Origin of the sequence: Pseudomonas sp. BF-R-26 (assembly GCF_019947395.1) — a bacterium.
GTDB classification, from domain to species: domain Bacteria; phylum Pseudomonadota; class Gammaproteobacteria; order Pseudomonadales; family Pseudomonadaceae; genus Aquipseudomonas; species Aquipseudomonas farris.
The window spans coordinates 344,299-359,721 of the sequence record NZ_JAGYGK010000005.1; the positions used below are offsets into that span (position 1 = coordinate 344,299).

The following is a 15,423-nucleotide window of genomic DNA, read 5'->3' on the forward strand; positions in this document are numbered from 1 at the left end:
AGGTTTGAGCGCCGGCTGGGGAGCTCGAGAGGATGGGTGGCCACTGACCTGCGATCGCACACAAAAGCCTGACTCCGTTCATGCAATGAGAATGGCGTCACATTAATGGCTATTGGATATTGCGAATATCAGGTTGGGCCTGATTGTTACTAGGGGAATCCCTTACGCAGGGGAACCTAACGTGCAAACCGTGGTCGCGCCGCAGGAAATGAAGCAGATGAAAATCACGGAGCCAGTAAAGCATGATGTTAATGTGACATCAATGCCTGGTCGTGGCATTTTGTCTCGGGGTCAAGGTCCGGCAAAAACAGCCGATAACTCCCTTTAATGAATTCATCAGAACAAGCCCAGGAGTCATTAATGGCCGGCATTCTCGACACGGTAGACCAACGCACGCAACTGGTGGGTGAGAATCGCCTGGAAATTCTCATGTTTCGGCTGGCCGGACGGCAATTGTTTGCAATCAACGTCTTCAAGGTCCAGGAAGTGCTGCAGCTGCCGAAGCTGACGCTGATGCCGCAACGCCATCCTTTTGTGTGCGGCGTGGTTAACCTGCGTGGCCAGACGCTGCCGGTGATCGACCTGTCCCAGGCCATCGGCATGCGCCCGCTGGTGCCAAGCCCCACCAGTACCATCATCGTCACCGAGTACAACCGCTCGGTGCAGGCGTTCCTGGTCGGTGGTGTGGACCGCATCGTCAACATGAACTGGGAAGCCATTTTGCCGCCGCCGGCCAGTGCTGGTCGCCAGCATTACCTGACCGCCATCAGCAAGGTTGATGATCAGTTGGTGGAAATCATCGACGTCGAAAAAGTCCTGGCTGAAATCGTTCCGTACAACGCCAAGGTATCGCGCGAAAAGCTAGACGATCCGGTTCTGGAACTCGCCCGTGGTCGTGAAGTGCTGCTGGTGGATGATTCGAACGTGGCCCTGTCGCAATTGCGCGACACCTTGGGTCAGTTGGGCGTGAAGATGCACATCGCCAGCGATGGCTTGAAGGCGCTGAACATGCTCAAGGCCTGGGCCGATACGGGCGAAGTCATGACTGACAAGCTGCTGATGATCTTCACCGATGCGGAAATGCCGGAAATGGACGGCTATCGCCTTACCACCGAAATCCGTAACGACCCCCGCTTGCGTGGCCTTTATGTGGTCTTGCACACGTCGCTGTCGGGCAGCTTCAACGACTCGATGGTGAAGAAGGTCGGCTGCGACAACTTCCTCTCCAAGTTTCAGCCCGACAAACTCGTCGACGTGGTGCGCCAGCGCCTGATGCTCGACGCAGTACCTGCCTGAAACGGAACGTAGGAGCCAGGCTTGCCGGCAAAGGTGTCCTCAAGAGCGCTTTCGCCGGCAAGTCGGATCGCCGCACCGCTGGCTCCTACGAAAAGCGGGCAAGCCCTCTCCACAGACCTTTGATTCGGCAATCAAGCTCGTATAGGGTGGCGTTTTCACCTACCAGGGAGTTGGCCATGCGTCTGAGCGCGCTTTATCGTTTTCCGTTGAAATCCGGCAAGGGCGAGACCCTCAATCAGGTCAGCCTGGATAAGCTGGGGCTGGACGGCGATCGACGCTGGATGCTGGTGGACGAGGCCAGCGGGCGTTTTCTGACCCAGCGCGCGGTCGCGAAAATGAGTCAGCTGTCGGCGTTGTGGAATGCCGATGGCGGCTTGACCCTCAGTGCCCCGCACCATTCACCGATCGATATTGCGTTGCCTGACGGCGATGCCAATCTGCGTGGGGTGACCATCTGGCGCGATACCTTGCGCGTCCCCGATGCCGGCGATGCGGCGGGTGCCTGGGTCAGTGAGTTCATCGGCAAACCGACGCGCCTGGTGCAAGTGCCGCTTGATCGCGCGCGGAGCACCCAGGCCGGCTATGGCAAGGACGATGATCAGGTGGCTTTTGCCGATGGCTTTCCGTTGTTGCTGATTGGTCAGGCGTCGCTGGAAGATTTGTCGAGCAAGGTCGGGCGGCCGCTGGAAATGTTGCGTTTCCGGCCCAATCTGGTGATCGAGGGTAGTGAAGCGTATGCCGAAGATACCTGGAAGCGTATCCGCATTGGCGATGTCGAGTTCCGCGTGGTCAAGTCCTGCTCACGCTGCATTCTGACCACTATCGACCCGCAGACCGGCGAACGCAGCGAAGATCGTGAACCGCTGGCGACGTTGCAGAAATACCGCGCCGAGGCCGACGGCGCGATGTTCGGTCAGAACCTGGTCAACGACGGTAACGGCCGCCTGGAAGTCGGCATGCCGGTGACGATCCTCGAATAAAAGCCCTTCAAAATGAAAAAATGCCCGTGTCCAAGGACACGGGCATTTTTTTGTCGCTGTGAAAACCCACGGTTTTAGCCGCGGTATTCGCACAGGTAAGCGGTGTCGACGGCCACTTTCAGCTGGAACTTGCTGTTGGCGGGTACGTTGAACTGGCTGCCGGCGGCGAAGGTTTCCCAAGTGTCGCTGTCAGGCAGTTTGACGGTCAGGGCGCCGGACACCACGTGCATGATTTCACGCTGGCTGGTGCCGAATTCGTATTCGCCCGGTGCCATGACGCCGATGGTCGCTGGACCTTCAGCGGTGCCAAAGGCGATCGACTTGACGGTGCCGTCGAAGTACTCGTTGACTTTAAACATGGGCGGTTCCTCGAAAAGGGCTAAAAAGGGCCGGCCAGTATGCACAAGGTGTCGATAGGCGTCACCTCCTGCACTCAAGGATTAGCAGGGAAAACCAGCGGTAACAAGCGCGCAGTATTGCGCGCGTCTTCCAGCGCCCGATGCTGCTGACCGTTGAACTGCAGGCCCGCCAGTTGCAAGGCTCCATTAAGCCCCAGCGGGCGCTCGAGCCGACGAGTCTTGGCGAAGCGTTGCTTGAGGTTCATGTGCGGCACCCGGCTCAGGGCGCTGTCGAGTTGCAGACGCTGCCAGTCTTGAATCAGTTGTTTGCGGTCGTAATCACCCCAACTTGCCCAGCCTTCCAGACGCGCGTGATGTTGACCGAGCCAGCGCTCGAACAACGGCCAGACGTCGGTGAGCGGCTGTGCGGCATCGATATTGGCCTGGGTGATGTGGGTCAGTTCCCGGCAAAACGGCGTTAGCAAGGGCCGGCGCAACGGGCGCACGAAGCACTGGAAGTGATCCAGTTCCTGGCCTTTGCGGTCCACGAGGGTGGCACCGATTTCGATGATTTCCATTTCTGTTACTGGCCAGCCACCCTCATCGGTGGTGGCTTCCAGATCAATGACCAACCAGTGAGGCATCGCAGGGTTCCTGGTATCCGCGTCCTGATAGGGCTTGAGCGTAGCCAAACCCGGCGGATCCGCCTAGCGGCTTATTCGACCTCTAACAAAATCTGACGATTTTTGACCTGATCGCCGACCCTGACCTGCAAGCGTTTGAGCACGCCGTCGATACCCGATTTGAGCGGATGCTCCATTTTCATTGCTTCAAGCACCACCAGTAGCTGACCTTTGCTGACCGGGCTGCCCTCACTGACCAATACATCGACGATTGCCCCGTCCATCGGCGCCTTGAGCGTGCCGGAACTGACACTGGCCTGGCCGCTGACCAGCGCCTGAGTCAGATCGACCAGCCGCAGGCTGCCGGGGCGCGTGAACAACCACAGTTGCCCGGCTTCGAGGCTATAGGCGTGGCGTTGGCGGATGCCGTCGATTTCCAGGGTAGCCCGGCGTCCGTCGCATCCGATGACCTTGAGTTCGAGGGTGCGAGCGCCGACCTGAGCACGGTAGGGCTTGCCAGGTTCAGCGTTCAATTCCACCGGCCAATCCTGATCCTCCAGGCCGATTCGGTAGTGCAAAGGCACGCTGGCGTTGTTGCGCCAACCGGCCAGCGGGGCGCGGTGAGCCTGCGCCGACGCTTGATAAAACAGCGCCGCAGCGATGGCCAGTTCTTCGGCGCTCGGCACATGTTGATGCAGGCACGGATGATCGGCGAAGTACGTGGGGATGAACCCGGTGCTGAACTCGCCGCTGATGAACTGCGGATGTTCCAGCAGGCTGGCGAGCAAGCGCTGATTGCTCTGCACGCCCAGCAATACGCTGTCCTGCACCGCCCGCAACAACTTGCGCCGGGCTTCTTCGCGGGTGGCACCGTGGGCGATGAGCTTGCCCAGCATCGGGTCATAGAACGGGCTGACAGACTGGCCTTCGATCAGGCCATGGTCGATCTGCACGCCGCCCTGCAACGCAGGCTCCCAGGCTGCGATTCGCCCGGTTTGCGGCAGAAATCCCTGGGCTGGATCTTCGGCGTACAGGCGCACCTCCATGGCATGGCCATTGAGCTGCACCTGCTCCTGTCGCAACGGCAGTGGCAGTCCTTCGGCAACATGTAACTGCCAGGCCACCAGATCGAGGCCGGTGATCAGCTCGGTCACCGGGTGTTCCACTTGCAACCGGGTGTTCATCTCCAGGAAGTAAAACTGCCCGCGAGCATCCAGCAGGAATTCCACGGTGCCAGCGCCGACATAATTCACCGCGCGCCCCGCCTTGAGCGCCGCATCGCCCATGGCCTGGCGCAACTCGGCGGTCATTACCGGGCAGGGCGCTTCTTCGATGATTTTCTGGTGACGGCGCTGGATCGAACAGTCGCGCTCGCCAAGGTAGATCAGGTTGCCGTGCTGATCGCCGAACACCTGAACCTCGACGTGACGCGGGTCGATCAAGGCTTGTTCGAGGATCAGTTCGTCGCTGCCAAACCCATGCAGCGCCTCGGAGCGTGCGGTACGGAGTTGCTCCAGCAACTCGGCGGCGCTATGCACCAGACGCATGCCTCGACCGCCACCGCCAGCACTGGCCTTGATCATCACCGGGTAGCCGATACGTTCGGCTTCGCGGCTCAGGGTCGCGTCGTCTTGTTCGCTGCCCTGATAGCCTTTGATGCAGGGCACGCCCGCTTTGATCATGGCGAGTTTCGACAGACGTTTGCTGCCCATCAGTTCGATGGCCTCGGGGCTCGGGCCGATGAAGATGATGCCGGCCTGTTGGCAGGCGCGGGCGAATTCTGCGTTTTCCGAGAGGAAGCCGTAACCGGGGTGGATCGCATCGGCACCGGTGCGCCGGGCGGCGTCGATGATTGCCGGGATGTTCAGGTAAGACTGCTGCACCTGGGCCGGGCCGATGTTCACGGCTTCGTCGGCGATCTGCACATGCAATGCATCGGCGTCGGCATCGCTGAATACGGCGACGGTGCGGTAGCCCAGTTCTTGCGCGGTGTGCTGGATGCGGCAGGCGATTTCACCGCGGTTGGCGATCAGGATTTTGCTGAAGGCGGGCATGGGTTGTTCCCTTTGAATTGCGGTGAATGTGATGGCCCCATCGCGAGCAGGCTCGCTCCCACATTTGAAATGCATTCCCCTGTGGGAGCGAGCCTGCTCGCGATGCTTTTAAATAGCCCAACCCGGTTTTCGTTTCTGCACGAAGGCCATGGTCCCCTCAATACCTTCATCCCCGGTCACCGCTTCACTGAACCACTCCGCCGCCTGATCCAGCAGGCCATCCGAGAGTTGCACCGCACTTGCCAGCAAGAGCTTTTTGGTCGCCGCATTCGCCCCCGGCGCGCAACACAACACATGGGCCAGCACTTCATCGAGGCGCTCGGCCAAGGCTTGCGGGTCATGCTCGACAAAATGCACCAGTCCCATCCGCCGCGCCTGGGTTCCATCGAACCGTGCGGCGGTCAGGGCCAGTCGGCGGGCCTGGGTCAGGCCGATGCGCTGCACCACAAACGGCGCGATCTGCGCCGGCAACAGGCCGAGGCTGGTTTCCGGCAGGCCAAATTGCGCCTGATGATCGGCCATGGCGATATCACTGACGCAGGCCAGACCGAAACCACCGCCAAGCACCGCGCCTTGCAGCACCGTGATGACCACTTGCGGCGCGTGTTGGGTTTCTTCCAGCAAGGCGCCGAACGCACGGTTCAATTCGCGGTAGGCGGTCGCGCCTTGAGCACGGGCATTGGCCATGTCCTTGATGTCGGCGCCGGCACAAAAATGCCCACCGGCACCGCCGATCACCAACGCGCGAACCTGCCGGTCATCCCGCACCGCCGCCAGCACCGCGCGCAGCTCGGCGACCATTTGCAGGCTCATGGCGTTGCGACTGTCGGGGCGATTGAGGGTGATGTGCAGGACGCCGTTATGTCGTTCGAGCAACAAGGTCTGGCAAACGGGAAGGGTGTTCATTTCTTTTTCCCCGGCAGGATGCCCATGAGTTTGCAGATGATCCCCAGCATGATTTCGTCGGCACCGCCGCCGATCGACACCAGCCGCACGTCGCGGTAAGCCCGCGCCACCGGGTTCTCCCACATGAAGCCCATGCCGCCCCAATATTGCAGGCAACTGTCGCTGACTTCCCGACCGAGTCGCCCGGCCTTGAGTTTGGCCATGGACGCCAGACGGGTGACATCCTGGCCTTTGATGTATTGCTCGGTGGCCTGATAGACCAGCGCCCGCAGGCATTCGATTTCGGTTTGCAGTTCGGCCAGGCGGAAATGGATGACCTGGTTGTCGATCAGCGCATTGCCGAAGGTTTTGCGCTCCTTGCAGTACTCGATGGTGCTGTCGACGCAGTACTCCAGGCCTTTGATCATGTTCGCCGCGCCGAACAGCCGTTCTTCCTGGAACTGCAGCATCTGCATCATGAACCCCGCGCCTTCGTGGCCGATGCGGTTGCGTTGCGGCACGCGCACGTTGTCGAAGAATACCTGGGCGGTTTCCGAGCTGCGCATGCCGAGCTTGTCCAGGTGCGAGCTGAGGCTGATCCCGGGGCTGTTCATCGGCACCATGATCAGCGACTTGTTGATGTGCGGTTTGTCGTCCGAGGTGTTGGCCAGCAGGCAGATGAAATCGGCGCTCGGCGAGTTGGTGATCCACATCTTGCTGCCGTTGATTACATAGTCGTCGCCGTCCTTGCGGGCGGTAGTTTTTAAACCTGCTACATCGGAGCCGGCGCCGACTTCGGAGACGCCAATGCAGCCAACCTGCTCGCCGGTGATCGCCGGCCGCAGGAACTCTTCACGCAGTTCATCAGAGCCGAAACGGGCCAGGGCCGGGGTGCACATGTCGGTCTGCACGCCGATGGACATCGGAATACCGCCGCAATGAATGGTGCCGAACTCTTCGGCGGCCACAATCGAATAGCTGTAATCGAGCCCCATGCCGCCGAATTTTTCCGGTTTGGAAATCCCCAGCAGACCGAGGTCGCCGGCCTTGCGAAAGATCTCATGGATCGGAAAACGCCCGGCCTTTTCCCATTCCTCGATATGAGGATTGATCTCGTGATCGACGAATTGGCGGACGGTGCGGCGCAGTGCTTCGTGTTCCTGGGTGAAGATCATTTTTTATTGTTCTCCTGTGATCGTTCCCACGCTCTGCGTGGGAATGCAGCCTTAGACGCTCCACGTCATCAAAAACGGGCTACGCCGAAACTGTTGGATTGCAGCGAACGAACTTCGGCCTCATGGCAGATATCCAGCAAATACCCGAGCAACGTGCGGGTGTCTCGCGGATCGATCAGCCCGTCGTCCCACAGATTGGCGCTGCCATACAGCGCGGTGGACTGGCTGTCGAGTTTCTGCGCGGTGACCTGTTCCAGCATGTCGAGCATTTTCGGGTCGGGCACCAATCCGTCCTTGAGCTGTTTGGCTTCGGTGACGATCCGCAATACTTTGCCGGCCTGGGCGCCACCCATCACCGCGGTGCGGCTATTGGGCCAGGCGAAGATGAAGCGCGGGTCGAGGCCGCGGCCGCACATCGCGTAGTTGCCGGCGCCGTAGGAGCCGCCGACGACGATCGTCAGTTTGGGCACTCGGGCATTGGCCACTGCTTGAATCATTTTGGCGCCGTGCTTGATCACCCCTTGTTGTTCCGACTCGGTGCCGACCATGAAACCGGTGGTGTTGTGGAAAAACAGCAGGGGCGCCTGGCTCTGGTCGCAGAGCTGAATGAACTGTGCAGCCTTGCTCGCACCTTTGGGCGTAATCGGGCCGTTATTACCGATGAAGCCGCAGGCTCGACCCTGAATCTGCAAATGCCCGCAGATTGTTTGCTGGTCGAATTCGCCCTTGAACTCGAGGAAGTTCGAAGCGTCGGCAATCCGGGCGATGATTTCGCGCACGTCGTAGGGTTTTTTCGGGTCATCCGGGATCAGACCCAGCAGTTCGTCGATGGGGTAGAGCGGTTCTTCCCACCGACGTTCGGGTAACCATTGCAGCTGATCGTTCCACGGCAACAGGCTCATGATCTCGCGCACCTGGCGCACGCCATCGGCATCGTTCTCGGCCAGGTATTCGGCGGTGCCGGCGGTTTGCGCGTGCATCTCGGCGCCGCCCAGCTCTTCATCGGTAGCGACTTCACCGGTGGCAGCCTTGAGCAGCGGCGGCCCGGCGAGAAACAGCTTGGCCTTGCCGCGCACCACCACCACGTAATCCGACAACCCCGGCTGATAAGCACCGCCCGCCGTGGCCGAGCCATGGACCACGGTGATTTGCGGCAAGCCCATGGCCGACATCCGCGCCTGATTGGCAAAGCTGCGCGCGCCTTCGACGAAAATCTCCGCTGCGTAATTGAGGTTGGCGCCCCCGCTTTCCGCGAGGGTGATTACCGGCAGTTTGTTTTCCATGGCGATCTGTTGCAGGCGCAGAGACTTTTTTAAACCGCTGGGGGAAATGGTTCCGCCCTTGATCGCGCTGTTGTTCGCCACCACCAATACCCGCACGCCGGACACGTAACCGATCCCGGCGATCAAACCGCCGCCGGCCGAGCTGCCGTCCTTGTCGTCGTGCAATTTATAGCCGGCCAGGCTCGCCAGTTCGAGGAACGGCGCACCGGGGTCGAGCAGCAGATTAAGCCGCTCCCGGGGCAGCAGTTGCCCGCGCTTGTCGAACCTGGGCTTGGCTTCGGCGGCTTTGCTCAGCAAGTTCTGCTCGAGCTGACGGACCTGTTCGATGCCGGCCAGCATGGCCGCCCGGTTGCGGGCGAACGCTTCGCTGAACGGATCTACCTGGGACTGGATGACCGGCATGGTTACTCCTTGTCCTTGAGCTCGTCTGGCTTGGAGGCGTCAGGTTTGGACGCGTCGGGTCTGAGTACTTCGGGTAAATAAGCGCGATGAAAGCCGTTGTACGAGTGACTGTTCTGCGCCTTGTGCATCGGCCAGGCCCTCCCGCCGAGGCTGGCGGCGCCGTCGATGCGCAACGTGCTGCCGCTGACAAAAGCGGCTGCCGGGCTGAGCAGGAAAACAATCGCCGCGCTGATTTCCGATTCGGTGCCGATGCGCTTGAGCGGTACGTGTTCGCACAGTGTCGGGATCACGGCCCGGAACGCGCCTTCGTAGGTGTCCATGCCGCTGGAGGCGACCCAACCCGGCGCGACGGCGTTGACCCGCACGCCGGCATAGCCCCATTCAAACGCGGCGGTCTTGGTGAAGTTGTCCATGCCCGAGCGCGCCGCGCCCGAGTGGCCCATGCCGGGCATGCCGCCCCACATGTCGGCGAGCATGTTGACGATGGCGCCGCCGTGCTTGCTCATGGACTGGTTGAACACCTCTCGGGCCATCAGAAAACCGCCCACCAGGTTGGTGCGCAGTATGGTTTCGAACCCTTTCTGGTTGATCGACGCCAGGGGCGAGGGGTACTGCCCGCCAGCATTGTTGACCAGCCCATGAATCGGCCCGTGTTTGCGGATCAGTTCGCTGACCAGTTGCGTGACGGCGTCTTCATCGCGGATATCGCAGACCTGCCAACTGGCTTTACCGCCGTCTTCGGTGATTTCGGCGGCGACCTTTTTCAGTTTCTCGGCATTACGCCCCACCAGCAGCACCTGCGCGCCGAGGGCTGCGAGCTCGTGAGCGGTGCAACGGCCGATACCGCTGCCGCCACCGGTGACAATGATGTTTTGGCCAGCGAACAGGTCGGGTTTGTAAATCGAGTCATAAGCCATGGCGACGGTTTTCCTCTAGTTGACCTGATCGGCGATGCGCTGCGGCACCGGAATCTGGATCTCCAGCAGTTGTTGAGCGAACGCCTTGCCTTGCGGATCGATCCGCAGGCTGGCCACGCCACCGCCGCCGAGCGCGTTCTCCAGAAGAAAATTAAAGCTCTCAGTACCGGGTAAATACCAGCGTTCTACACGCCCGTGGATCGGGTCGAGGACATGGCTCATCCAGTCGACCACCACCGCAGGTGTCAGCGCTTCGGCGATCCACGGCAGGTAGTCGGGATGGCGGGCCATGACGCCGATGTTGCTGTGATTGCCCTTGTCGCCGGAGCGCGCCACGGCGAGTTTTATCAGGGCCACGCTGGCGTCGGCGCGTTCTGTTGGTTGGGGCGGATCGAACGGTAGCGGCAAGTCATCCGGGTCGAGTACATCGAGGGCGGGCAGGGCGCACGGGTGGCGCTCACCGGCGAGGTGGATTTCCAGGGTGCAGGCAGTTTTGTCGATCAGGAATGAAAACAGCCGGATCAGCGGGTACACCGTCGGCCGCCCGCCGACGATCCCGGTCAACCCCGGTGCCATGCCGGTGGCGGCCTGGGCGATTTCCCGGGAAAACAGAATCAAGGCCTGTTTGCTTGGGTGGCGCACGGCGAGTTTGATCACCACTTCGCGGCTGTCCTGGCGCTGACCATGAGGGCCATAAGTGGCTTCGCTGCCCAGCAGTTCGATGTTCACTTCGCTGTAGGGCGCCCAGCCGCGCTGGCTGAAGATTTCCGAGGTCTTGTTGATGATCGCCTGGCTGACCCGTCGGGCCTTGGCCGCGGCATCGATCCCGGCGATCAGGCAGCTGGCGGTACAGCGGAAACCGTCCGGATACGTGGCGCTGACCTTGTACTGATCGGTCGGCGGCAAGCCTTTTGCGCCATGCACCTGCACCGCGTTTTTGCCTTGCTGCACGAGTTTGACCTGACTGAAATCGCACACCACGTCGGGCAGCAGATAGGCCTGCGGGTCGCCGATTTCATAAAGCATCTGCTCGCCAACGGTCAGGGGCGTGACCAGGCCGCCGGAACCATCGGGTTTGCTGACGATAAACTGGCCGTCGGCGCCGACTTCGACGATCGGAAAGCCGATGTGCTCGTAGTCGGAAACGTCGTGCCAATCGGTAAAATTGCCGCCGGTGCACTGGGCACCACATTCAATAAGGTGCCCGGCCAATGCAGCCTGGGCGAGTTTGTCGTAGTCGTGCCACGACCAGCCGAACTCATGCACCAGCGCGGCGCTGACCACGGCGCTGTCGACCACGCGCCCGGTAATCACAATGTCGGCGCCCAAGCGCAGGGCTTCGACGATGCCCGGCGCGCCAAGGTAGGCGTTGGTCGACACGCACATCGGCGGCAGGGGCGTGCCATTGAACATTTCATGGAGGCCAAGGCTACTCAGGCGTTTGAACTGAGGTTGCAGATCGTCACCCGACAACACGGCGATCTTCAGCGCTACCCCAGCCTTGTCGCAGGCCGTTTGCAGGGCTGCGGCGCAAGCCTGAGGATTGACGCCGCCGGCATTGCTGATGACGCGGATCTTCTGTTCCGCGAGTTGGTTGAGGAGGGGGCAGAGGACTTCGATGAAGTCGCTGGCGTAGCCGGCCCCTGGATCCTTCATCCGCGCCCCGGCCATGATCGACATCGTGATCTCGGCCAGATAATCGAATACCAGATAGTCCAGCCGCCCGCCTTCCACCAGTTGCTCGGCGGCGGTCGAGGTGTCGCCCCAGAATGCGCTGGCGCAACCGATGCGGATTGTTTTGGGCGCAGCCAATTCCATAACCACCTCCGACAGAAGTGCTTCGAGACTACCAAGCAAGCGCTTGGTTTGTAAACGACTGAAATATCTTCTGCCCAAGCGCTTGCTTGGTCGCCCCCGCCAGCTTAAATTGCCCGCGCAACCCCGCTGTTTTAGCGGCCAGCGGCGCAATTGATTGATCGACTGTAGGAGAGAACGGGTGGACGAGCAAAAAGCCCTGAGGGTGATGCGCGAATTGGTCGACAACGGCCAATTGACCGACCCGGACAGCGCCCGCGGCAAACTGCTGCAAGTGGCCGCTCACCTGTTTCGTAATAAAGGTTATGAACGTACCACCGTGCGCGATCTGGCCGGTGCCGTCGGCATTCAATCAGGCAGTATTTTTCATCACTTCAAAAGCAAGGATGAGATCCTGCGGGCAGTGATGGAAGAGACCATTCGCTACAACACCGCGTTAATGCGCGCAGCCCTGGCCGAGGCCGGCAGTGTGCGCGAGCGGGTTTTGGCGCTGATTCGCTGCGAATTGCAGTCGATCATGGGCGGCAGCGGTGAGGCCATGGCGGTGCTGGTGTATGAGTGGCGTTCGCTGTCAGCGGAAGGCCAGGTGCAGGTTCTGGCGCTGCGTGATATTTATGAAGACATCTGGCTGCAGGTGCTGGGCGAAGCCAAGGACGCCGGTTTTATCCGTGGCGACGTGTTCATCACCCGCCGTTTCCTGACGGGCGCGTTGTCCTGGACCACCACCTGGTTTCGTGCCGATGGCAGCATGAGCCTCGATCAATTGGCCGATGAGGCGTTGATTCTGGTGCTTGAAGAACGGCAGTGAGCCGTCTATCTCGGCAAGAAACTGGCTAAGTTGGCGAAACCGCCTAGCTTGAATGCATTGATGGATATTTTTTTGGGGAGTAGGCTGTTTTGATGTCTTCACCAATTCGAACAGTGTCTCGGCTTTTGCTGGCGGCGCTTGCAGTGTGCTGCGTGTTGCCGTCTCAGGCTGCACAGTTGGTGCGGGTCGGTGCCGCGCATTTTCCACCCTATACCGTGCGCCCGGAGTCCGGCGCCGACACCGGTCTGTTGCCGCAACTGGTGGAAGCGCTGAATCAGTTGCAAACCGACTATCAGTTTGTGCTGGTGCCCACCTCGATTCCTCGACGTTTCAACGATTTCAAGGAAGGCCGGGTCGACATGGCGATTTTCGAGAACCCGGACTGGGGGTGGAAGGACATCCCGCACACCCTCGTCGACATGGGCCTGGAAGATGCAGAAATCTTTGTCGCGCAGAAGAAACCCGATCGCGATGAGAATTACTTCAAGGACCTGACGGGCAAGCGCCTGGCGCTGTACAGCGGCTATCACTACGAGTTTGCCAATTTCAATGCCGATCCCAAGTATCTGGCCGACGCCTACAAGGCCACGCTGACCTATTCCCATGACAGCAACTTGCTGATGGTGTTGCGCGCACGAGCGGACATTGCCTTGGTGACACGTTCCTACCTGAGCGATTACCTGCTGCGTAACGAGAAAGTCGGCGAGCAATTGCTGGTGTCGCAACGCGTCGATCAGGTCTATCACCATTACGCGTTGATTCGCCCGCAGGCGCCGATTACCGGCGAAGCATTTGGCAAGTTGCTGCAAGGCCTGCGAAACAACGGCCAGATGCTGAAGATTTTCGATCCCTACAAAATTGCCCTGGTGCCGGTGGGCAAACCCTGAATCGCGTCTCAGGTCGCGTATTTGGCGACTGCGCTTAAATTTCCTGCTCCGGCTCACGTCACATCGTTGAACTGTCGACGATTACCGTGAGCCCCCTCCATGTCCAATCTGAATGACCTGATCACCCTGGCCTTGCCGTCAGGCAACTGTCTTGTAGCCGATGAAACCGCCCGCCGCCTGAGCCTCAGCCTGCAAGGGCAGCCGTTGATTGAACTGCGGCTGACCCGCGAGCCGGAGTTGCATCTACGGCTGGAGGAGCGCTTCGGTCGCCCTGACGGTCAGGCTTTCTGGGCGGCCTGCTATTGGCTGTTTGCCCGTGACGCGGCTTGTCAGCGTCTGACCTGGCACCTCGATGACGTGCCCACCGAAGCCTTGCTCAGCGGGTTGCTGATTGCGACCGACGTCACCGGCCAGTATCGCTGCGAACGCACGCTGTTCTGGCAGCTGCCCCAGCCTTGGCTGGGGGAGTCGCGCACCGGCAGCTATCCGCAGCAAATGGTCATCAGCGGCGGCAAGCGCCATCCATTGCGTGCAGTGAAACCCCGTGGTGAGGTGTATCGACGCTTCGATGCGCGGCTCGGTGCGTGGGTCTCCCTGCGCACGGTAGAAATCGAGCATGACCTGGCGCGTTTCAACCGCTGGCAGAACAGCCCGCGGGTGGCGAGTTTCTGGCAGGAGGAGGGCAGTCTCGAGAAGCATCGCGAATACCTGAGCAAGCTCGAAGCCGACCCGCACACCTTGACGCTGATCGGTTGTTTCGATGATCAGCCGTTCGCGTATTTCGAAGCCTATTGGGCCAAGGAAGATCGCATTGCGCCGTTCTATGATGCCGGCGATTACGACCGTGGCATTCACATGCTGGTGGGCGAAGAACATCACCGCGGCCCGCACAAGGTGGCGAGCTGGCTATCGGCGCTGGTGCATTACCTGTTTCTCGACGATCCACGCACTCAACGGGTGGTCGCCGAGCCTCGCGCCGACAACGCGAAGATGATCGGGCATATGCACAATCAGTGTTTCCACTGCGAAAAAGAGTTCGACTTCCCGCACAAGCGCGCGGCGTTGATGATGCTGGGGCGTGAGCGGTTTTTTGATCGGTGCAATCTGGCCTGAAAAAAAGATCGCAGCCTTCGGCAGCTCCTACATGGGATTGCGTGAACCCTGTAGGAGCTGCCGAAGGCTGCGATCTTTTCTATCGACTGGATACGGTCTCAGCGACGAGCAAAGGTATCCGCACGATTGCCCGACACCTTGCGGCAATGCACCAGCGCATCACGAATCATGAAGTTCACCAGGGTTGGCGAGACGCCGAGTTCCTTGGCGATGTCTTTTTGCGGCACGCCGTGCAGGCGGTACATCTCGAAGGCGTAACGGGTGCGGCTGGGCAGCTCCGTCAGCGCATCGGCGATGTTTTCCAGGGTCGAGAAATTCATGTGCGAGGTTTCCGGCGAAGCGCCCTGAATCACCACGTTCAGACCTTCCTCTTCCGGGCCCGAATACTTCTGCTCCAGCGCCTGCTTGCGGTAATGATCGATCGCCAGGTTGCGCACGATCTGGAACAGGTAACTGAGCTGAGCCTTGATTGACGATGTGATCTGCGGCGCCGATTGCAGCCGGAAGAACGCATCCTGAACCACGTCTTCGGCGCGTGATCGGCAACCGGTGATGCGGGCGGCAATCTTGACCAGAATCAGTCGGTTGTCGACGAAGGCCTGAAGTAGAGGTGAATCGCACCTGCTTGTGGATACTTGTTCCGTCATTGGAAATCACCTTGCTGCAAATAGGGTCGTGGGACGACAGGGGGATCGGCGTCGTCCTACACATCGAGCGACAAATTAGGTTGAATGATAATGATTGTCAATTGAGAAAGAGAATTAATGCTCCGCATAAGAGCAGAGTGAGAACTGCGACACGCTGACTCACCTACCGACCTCAAGCCTGCTGGCGCCCTAGCCTTGAG

Annotated in this window: 14 protein-coding genes; 5 read left to right on the forward strand and 9 right to left on the reverse strand. The window is 60.3% G+C overall.

Annotated features, from left to right (window positions below):
• The first annotated feature begins 360 nt into the window (after positions 1–360).
• Both KGB18_RS09405 and KGB18_RS09410 read left to right on the forward strand, forming a co-directional pair.
• On the forward strand, positions 361–1,296 hold the full coding sequence (locus tag KGB18_RS09405) for a chemotaxis protein CheV (protein ID WP_123723212.1): 936 nt from the start codon (positions 361–363) through the stop codon (positions 1,294–1,296).
• 176 nt (positions 1,297–1,472) lie between these two features.
• A complete protein-coding gene (locus tag KGB18_RS09410) occupies positions 1,473–2,276 on the forward strand; it encodes an MOSC domain-containing protein (RefSeq protein WP_123723213.1) in 804 nt (267 codons plus the stop codon).
• Between the two features lie 74 nt (positions 2,277–2,350).
• Here KGB18_RS09410 and KGB18_RS09415 read toward each other — a convergent pair whose 3' ends face one another.
• The 8 genes from KGB18_RS09415 to KGB18_RS09450 form a co-directional block, all read right to left on the reverse strand.
• The gene (locus KGB18_RS09415; protein WP_007895072.1) at positions 2,351–2,635 is read right to left on the reverse strand and encodes a pyrimidine/purine nucleoside phosphorylase; all 285 of its coding nucleotides are present in this window, start codon (positions 2,633–2,635) and stop codon (positions 2,351–2,353) included.
• Between the two features lie 74 nt (positions 2,636–2,709).
• Entirely contained in the window at positions 2,710–3,258 is a 549-nt protein-coding gene (locus KGB18_RS09420; protein ID WP_223569695.1) for an exonuclease domain-containing protein, read from the reverse strand.
• A gap of 71 nt (positions 3,259–3,329) precedes the next feature.
• Entirely contained in the window at positions 3,330–5,291 is a 1,962-nt protein-coding gene (locus KGB18_RS09425; RefSeq protein WP_223569696.1) for an acetyl/propionyl/methylcrotonyl-CoA carboxylase subunit alpha, read from the reverse strand.
• A gap of 108 nt (positions 5,292–5,399) precedes the next feature.
• Entirely contained in the window at positions 5,400–6,197 is a 798-nt protein-coding gene (locus tag KGB18_RS09430; RefSeq protein WP_123723216.1) for an enoyl-CoA hydratase/isomerase family protein, read from the reverse strand.
• Complete coding sequence (atuD, locus tag KGB18_RS09435) at positions 6,194–7,351, reverse strand: citronellyl-CoA dehydrogenase (RefSeq protein ID WP_223569697.1); 1,158 nt, start codon at positions 7,349–7,351, stop codon at positions 6,194–6,196. The genes KGB18_RS09430 and atuD overlap by 4 nt, the downstream gene beginning before the upstream one ends.
• Before the next feature lie 68 nt (positions 7,352–7,419).
• Entirely contained in the window at positions 7,420–9,036 is a 1,617-nt protein-coding gene (gene atuC / locus KGB18_RS09440; protein ID WP_223569698.1) for a geranyl-CoA carboxylase subunit beta, read from the reverse strand.
• Between the two features lie 2 nt (positions 9,037–9,038).
• A complete protein-coding gene (locus KGB18_RS09445) occupies positions 9,039–9,953 on the reverse strand; it encodes an SDR family oxidoreductase (protein WP_223569699.1) in 915 nt (304 codons plus the stop codon).
• Between the two features lie 15 nt (positions 9,954–9,968).
• Positions 9,969–11,771, reverse strand: a complete 1,803-nt coding sequence (locus tag KGB18_RS09450) for an acyclic terpene utilization AtuA family protein (RefSeq protein ID WP_223569700.1) — start codon at positions 11,769–11,771, stop codon at positions 9,969–9,971.
• Between the two features lie 178 nt (positions 11,772–11,949).
• On the opposite strand from KGB18_RS09450, the gene KGB18_RS09455 reads away from it, so the two are divergent.
• The 3 genes from KGB18_RS09455 to KGB18_RS09465 all read left to right on the forward strand — a co-directional run bounded on the left by KGB18_RS09455 (position 11,950) and on the right by KGB18_RS09465 (position 14,576).
• Complete coding sequence (locus tag KGB18_RS09455) at positions 11,950–12,576, forward strand: TetR/AcrR family transcriptional regulator (protein WP_223569701.1); 627 nt, start codon at positions 11,950–11,952, stop codon at positions 12,574–12,576.
• Positions 12,577–12,668: 92 nt separating this feature from the next.
• A complete protein-coding gene (locus KGB18_RS09460; protein ID WP_123723222.1) occupies positions 12,669–13,463 on the forward strand; it encodes a substrate-binding periplasmic protein in 795 nt (264 codons plus the stop codon).
• A 99-nt stretch (positions 13,464–13,562) separates the two neighbouring features.
• Positions 13,563–14,576, forward strand: a complete 1,014-nt coding sequence (locus KGB18_RS09465) for a GNAT family N-acetyltransferase (RefSeq protein WP_123723223.1) — start codon at positions 13,563–13,565, stop codon at positions 14,574–14,576.
• 98 nt (positions 14,577–14,674) lie between these two features.
• Here KGB18_RS09465 and KGB18_RS09470 read toward each other — a convergent pair whose 3' ends face one another.
• The gene (locus KGB18_RS09470) at positions 14,675–15,223 is read right to left on the reverse strand and encodes an RNA polymerase factor sigma-70 (protein ID WP_007894994.1); all 549 of its coding nucleotides are present in this window, start codon (positions 15,221–15,223) and stop codon (positions 14,675–14,677) included.
• Between the last annotated feature and the right edge of the window lie 200 nt (positions 15,224–15,423).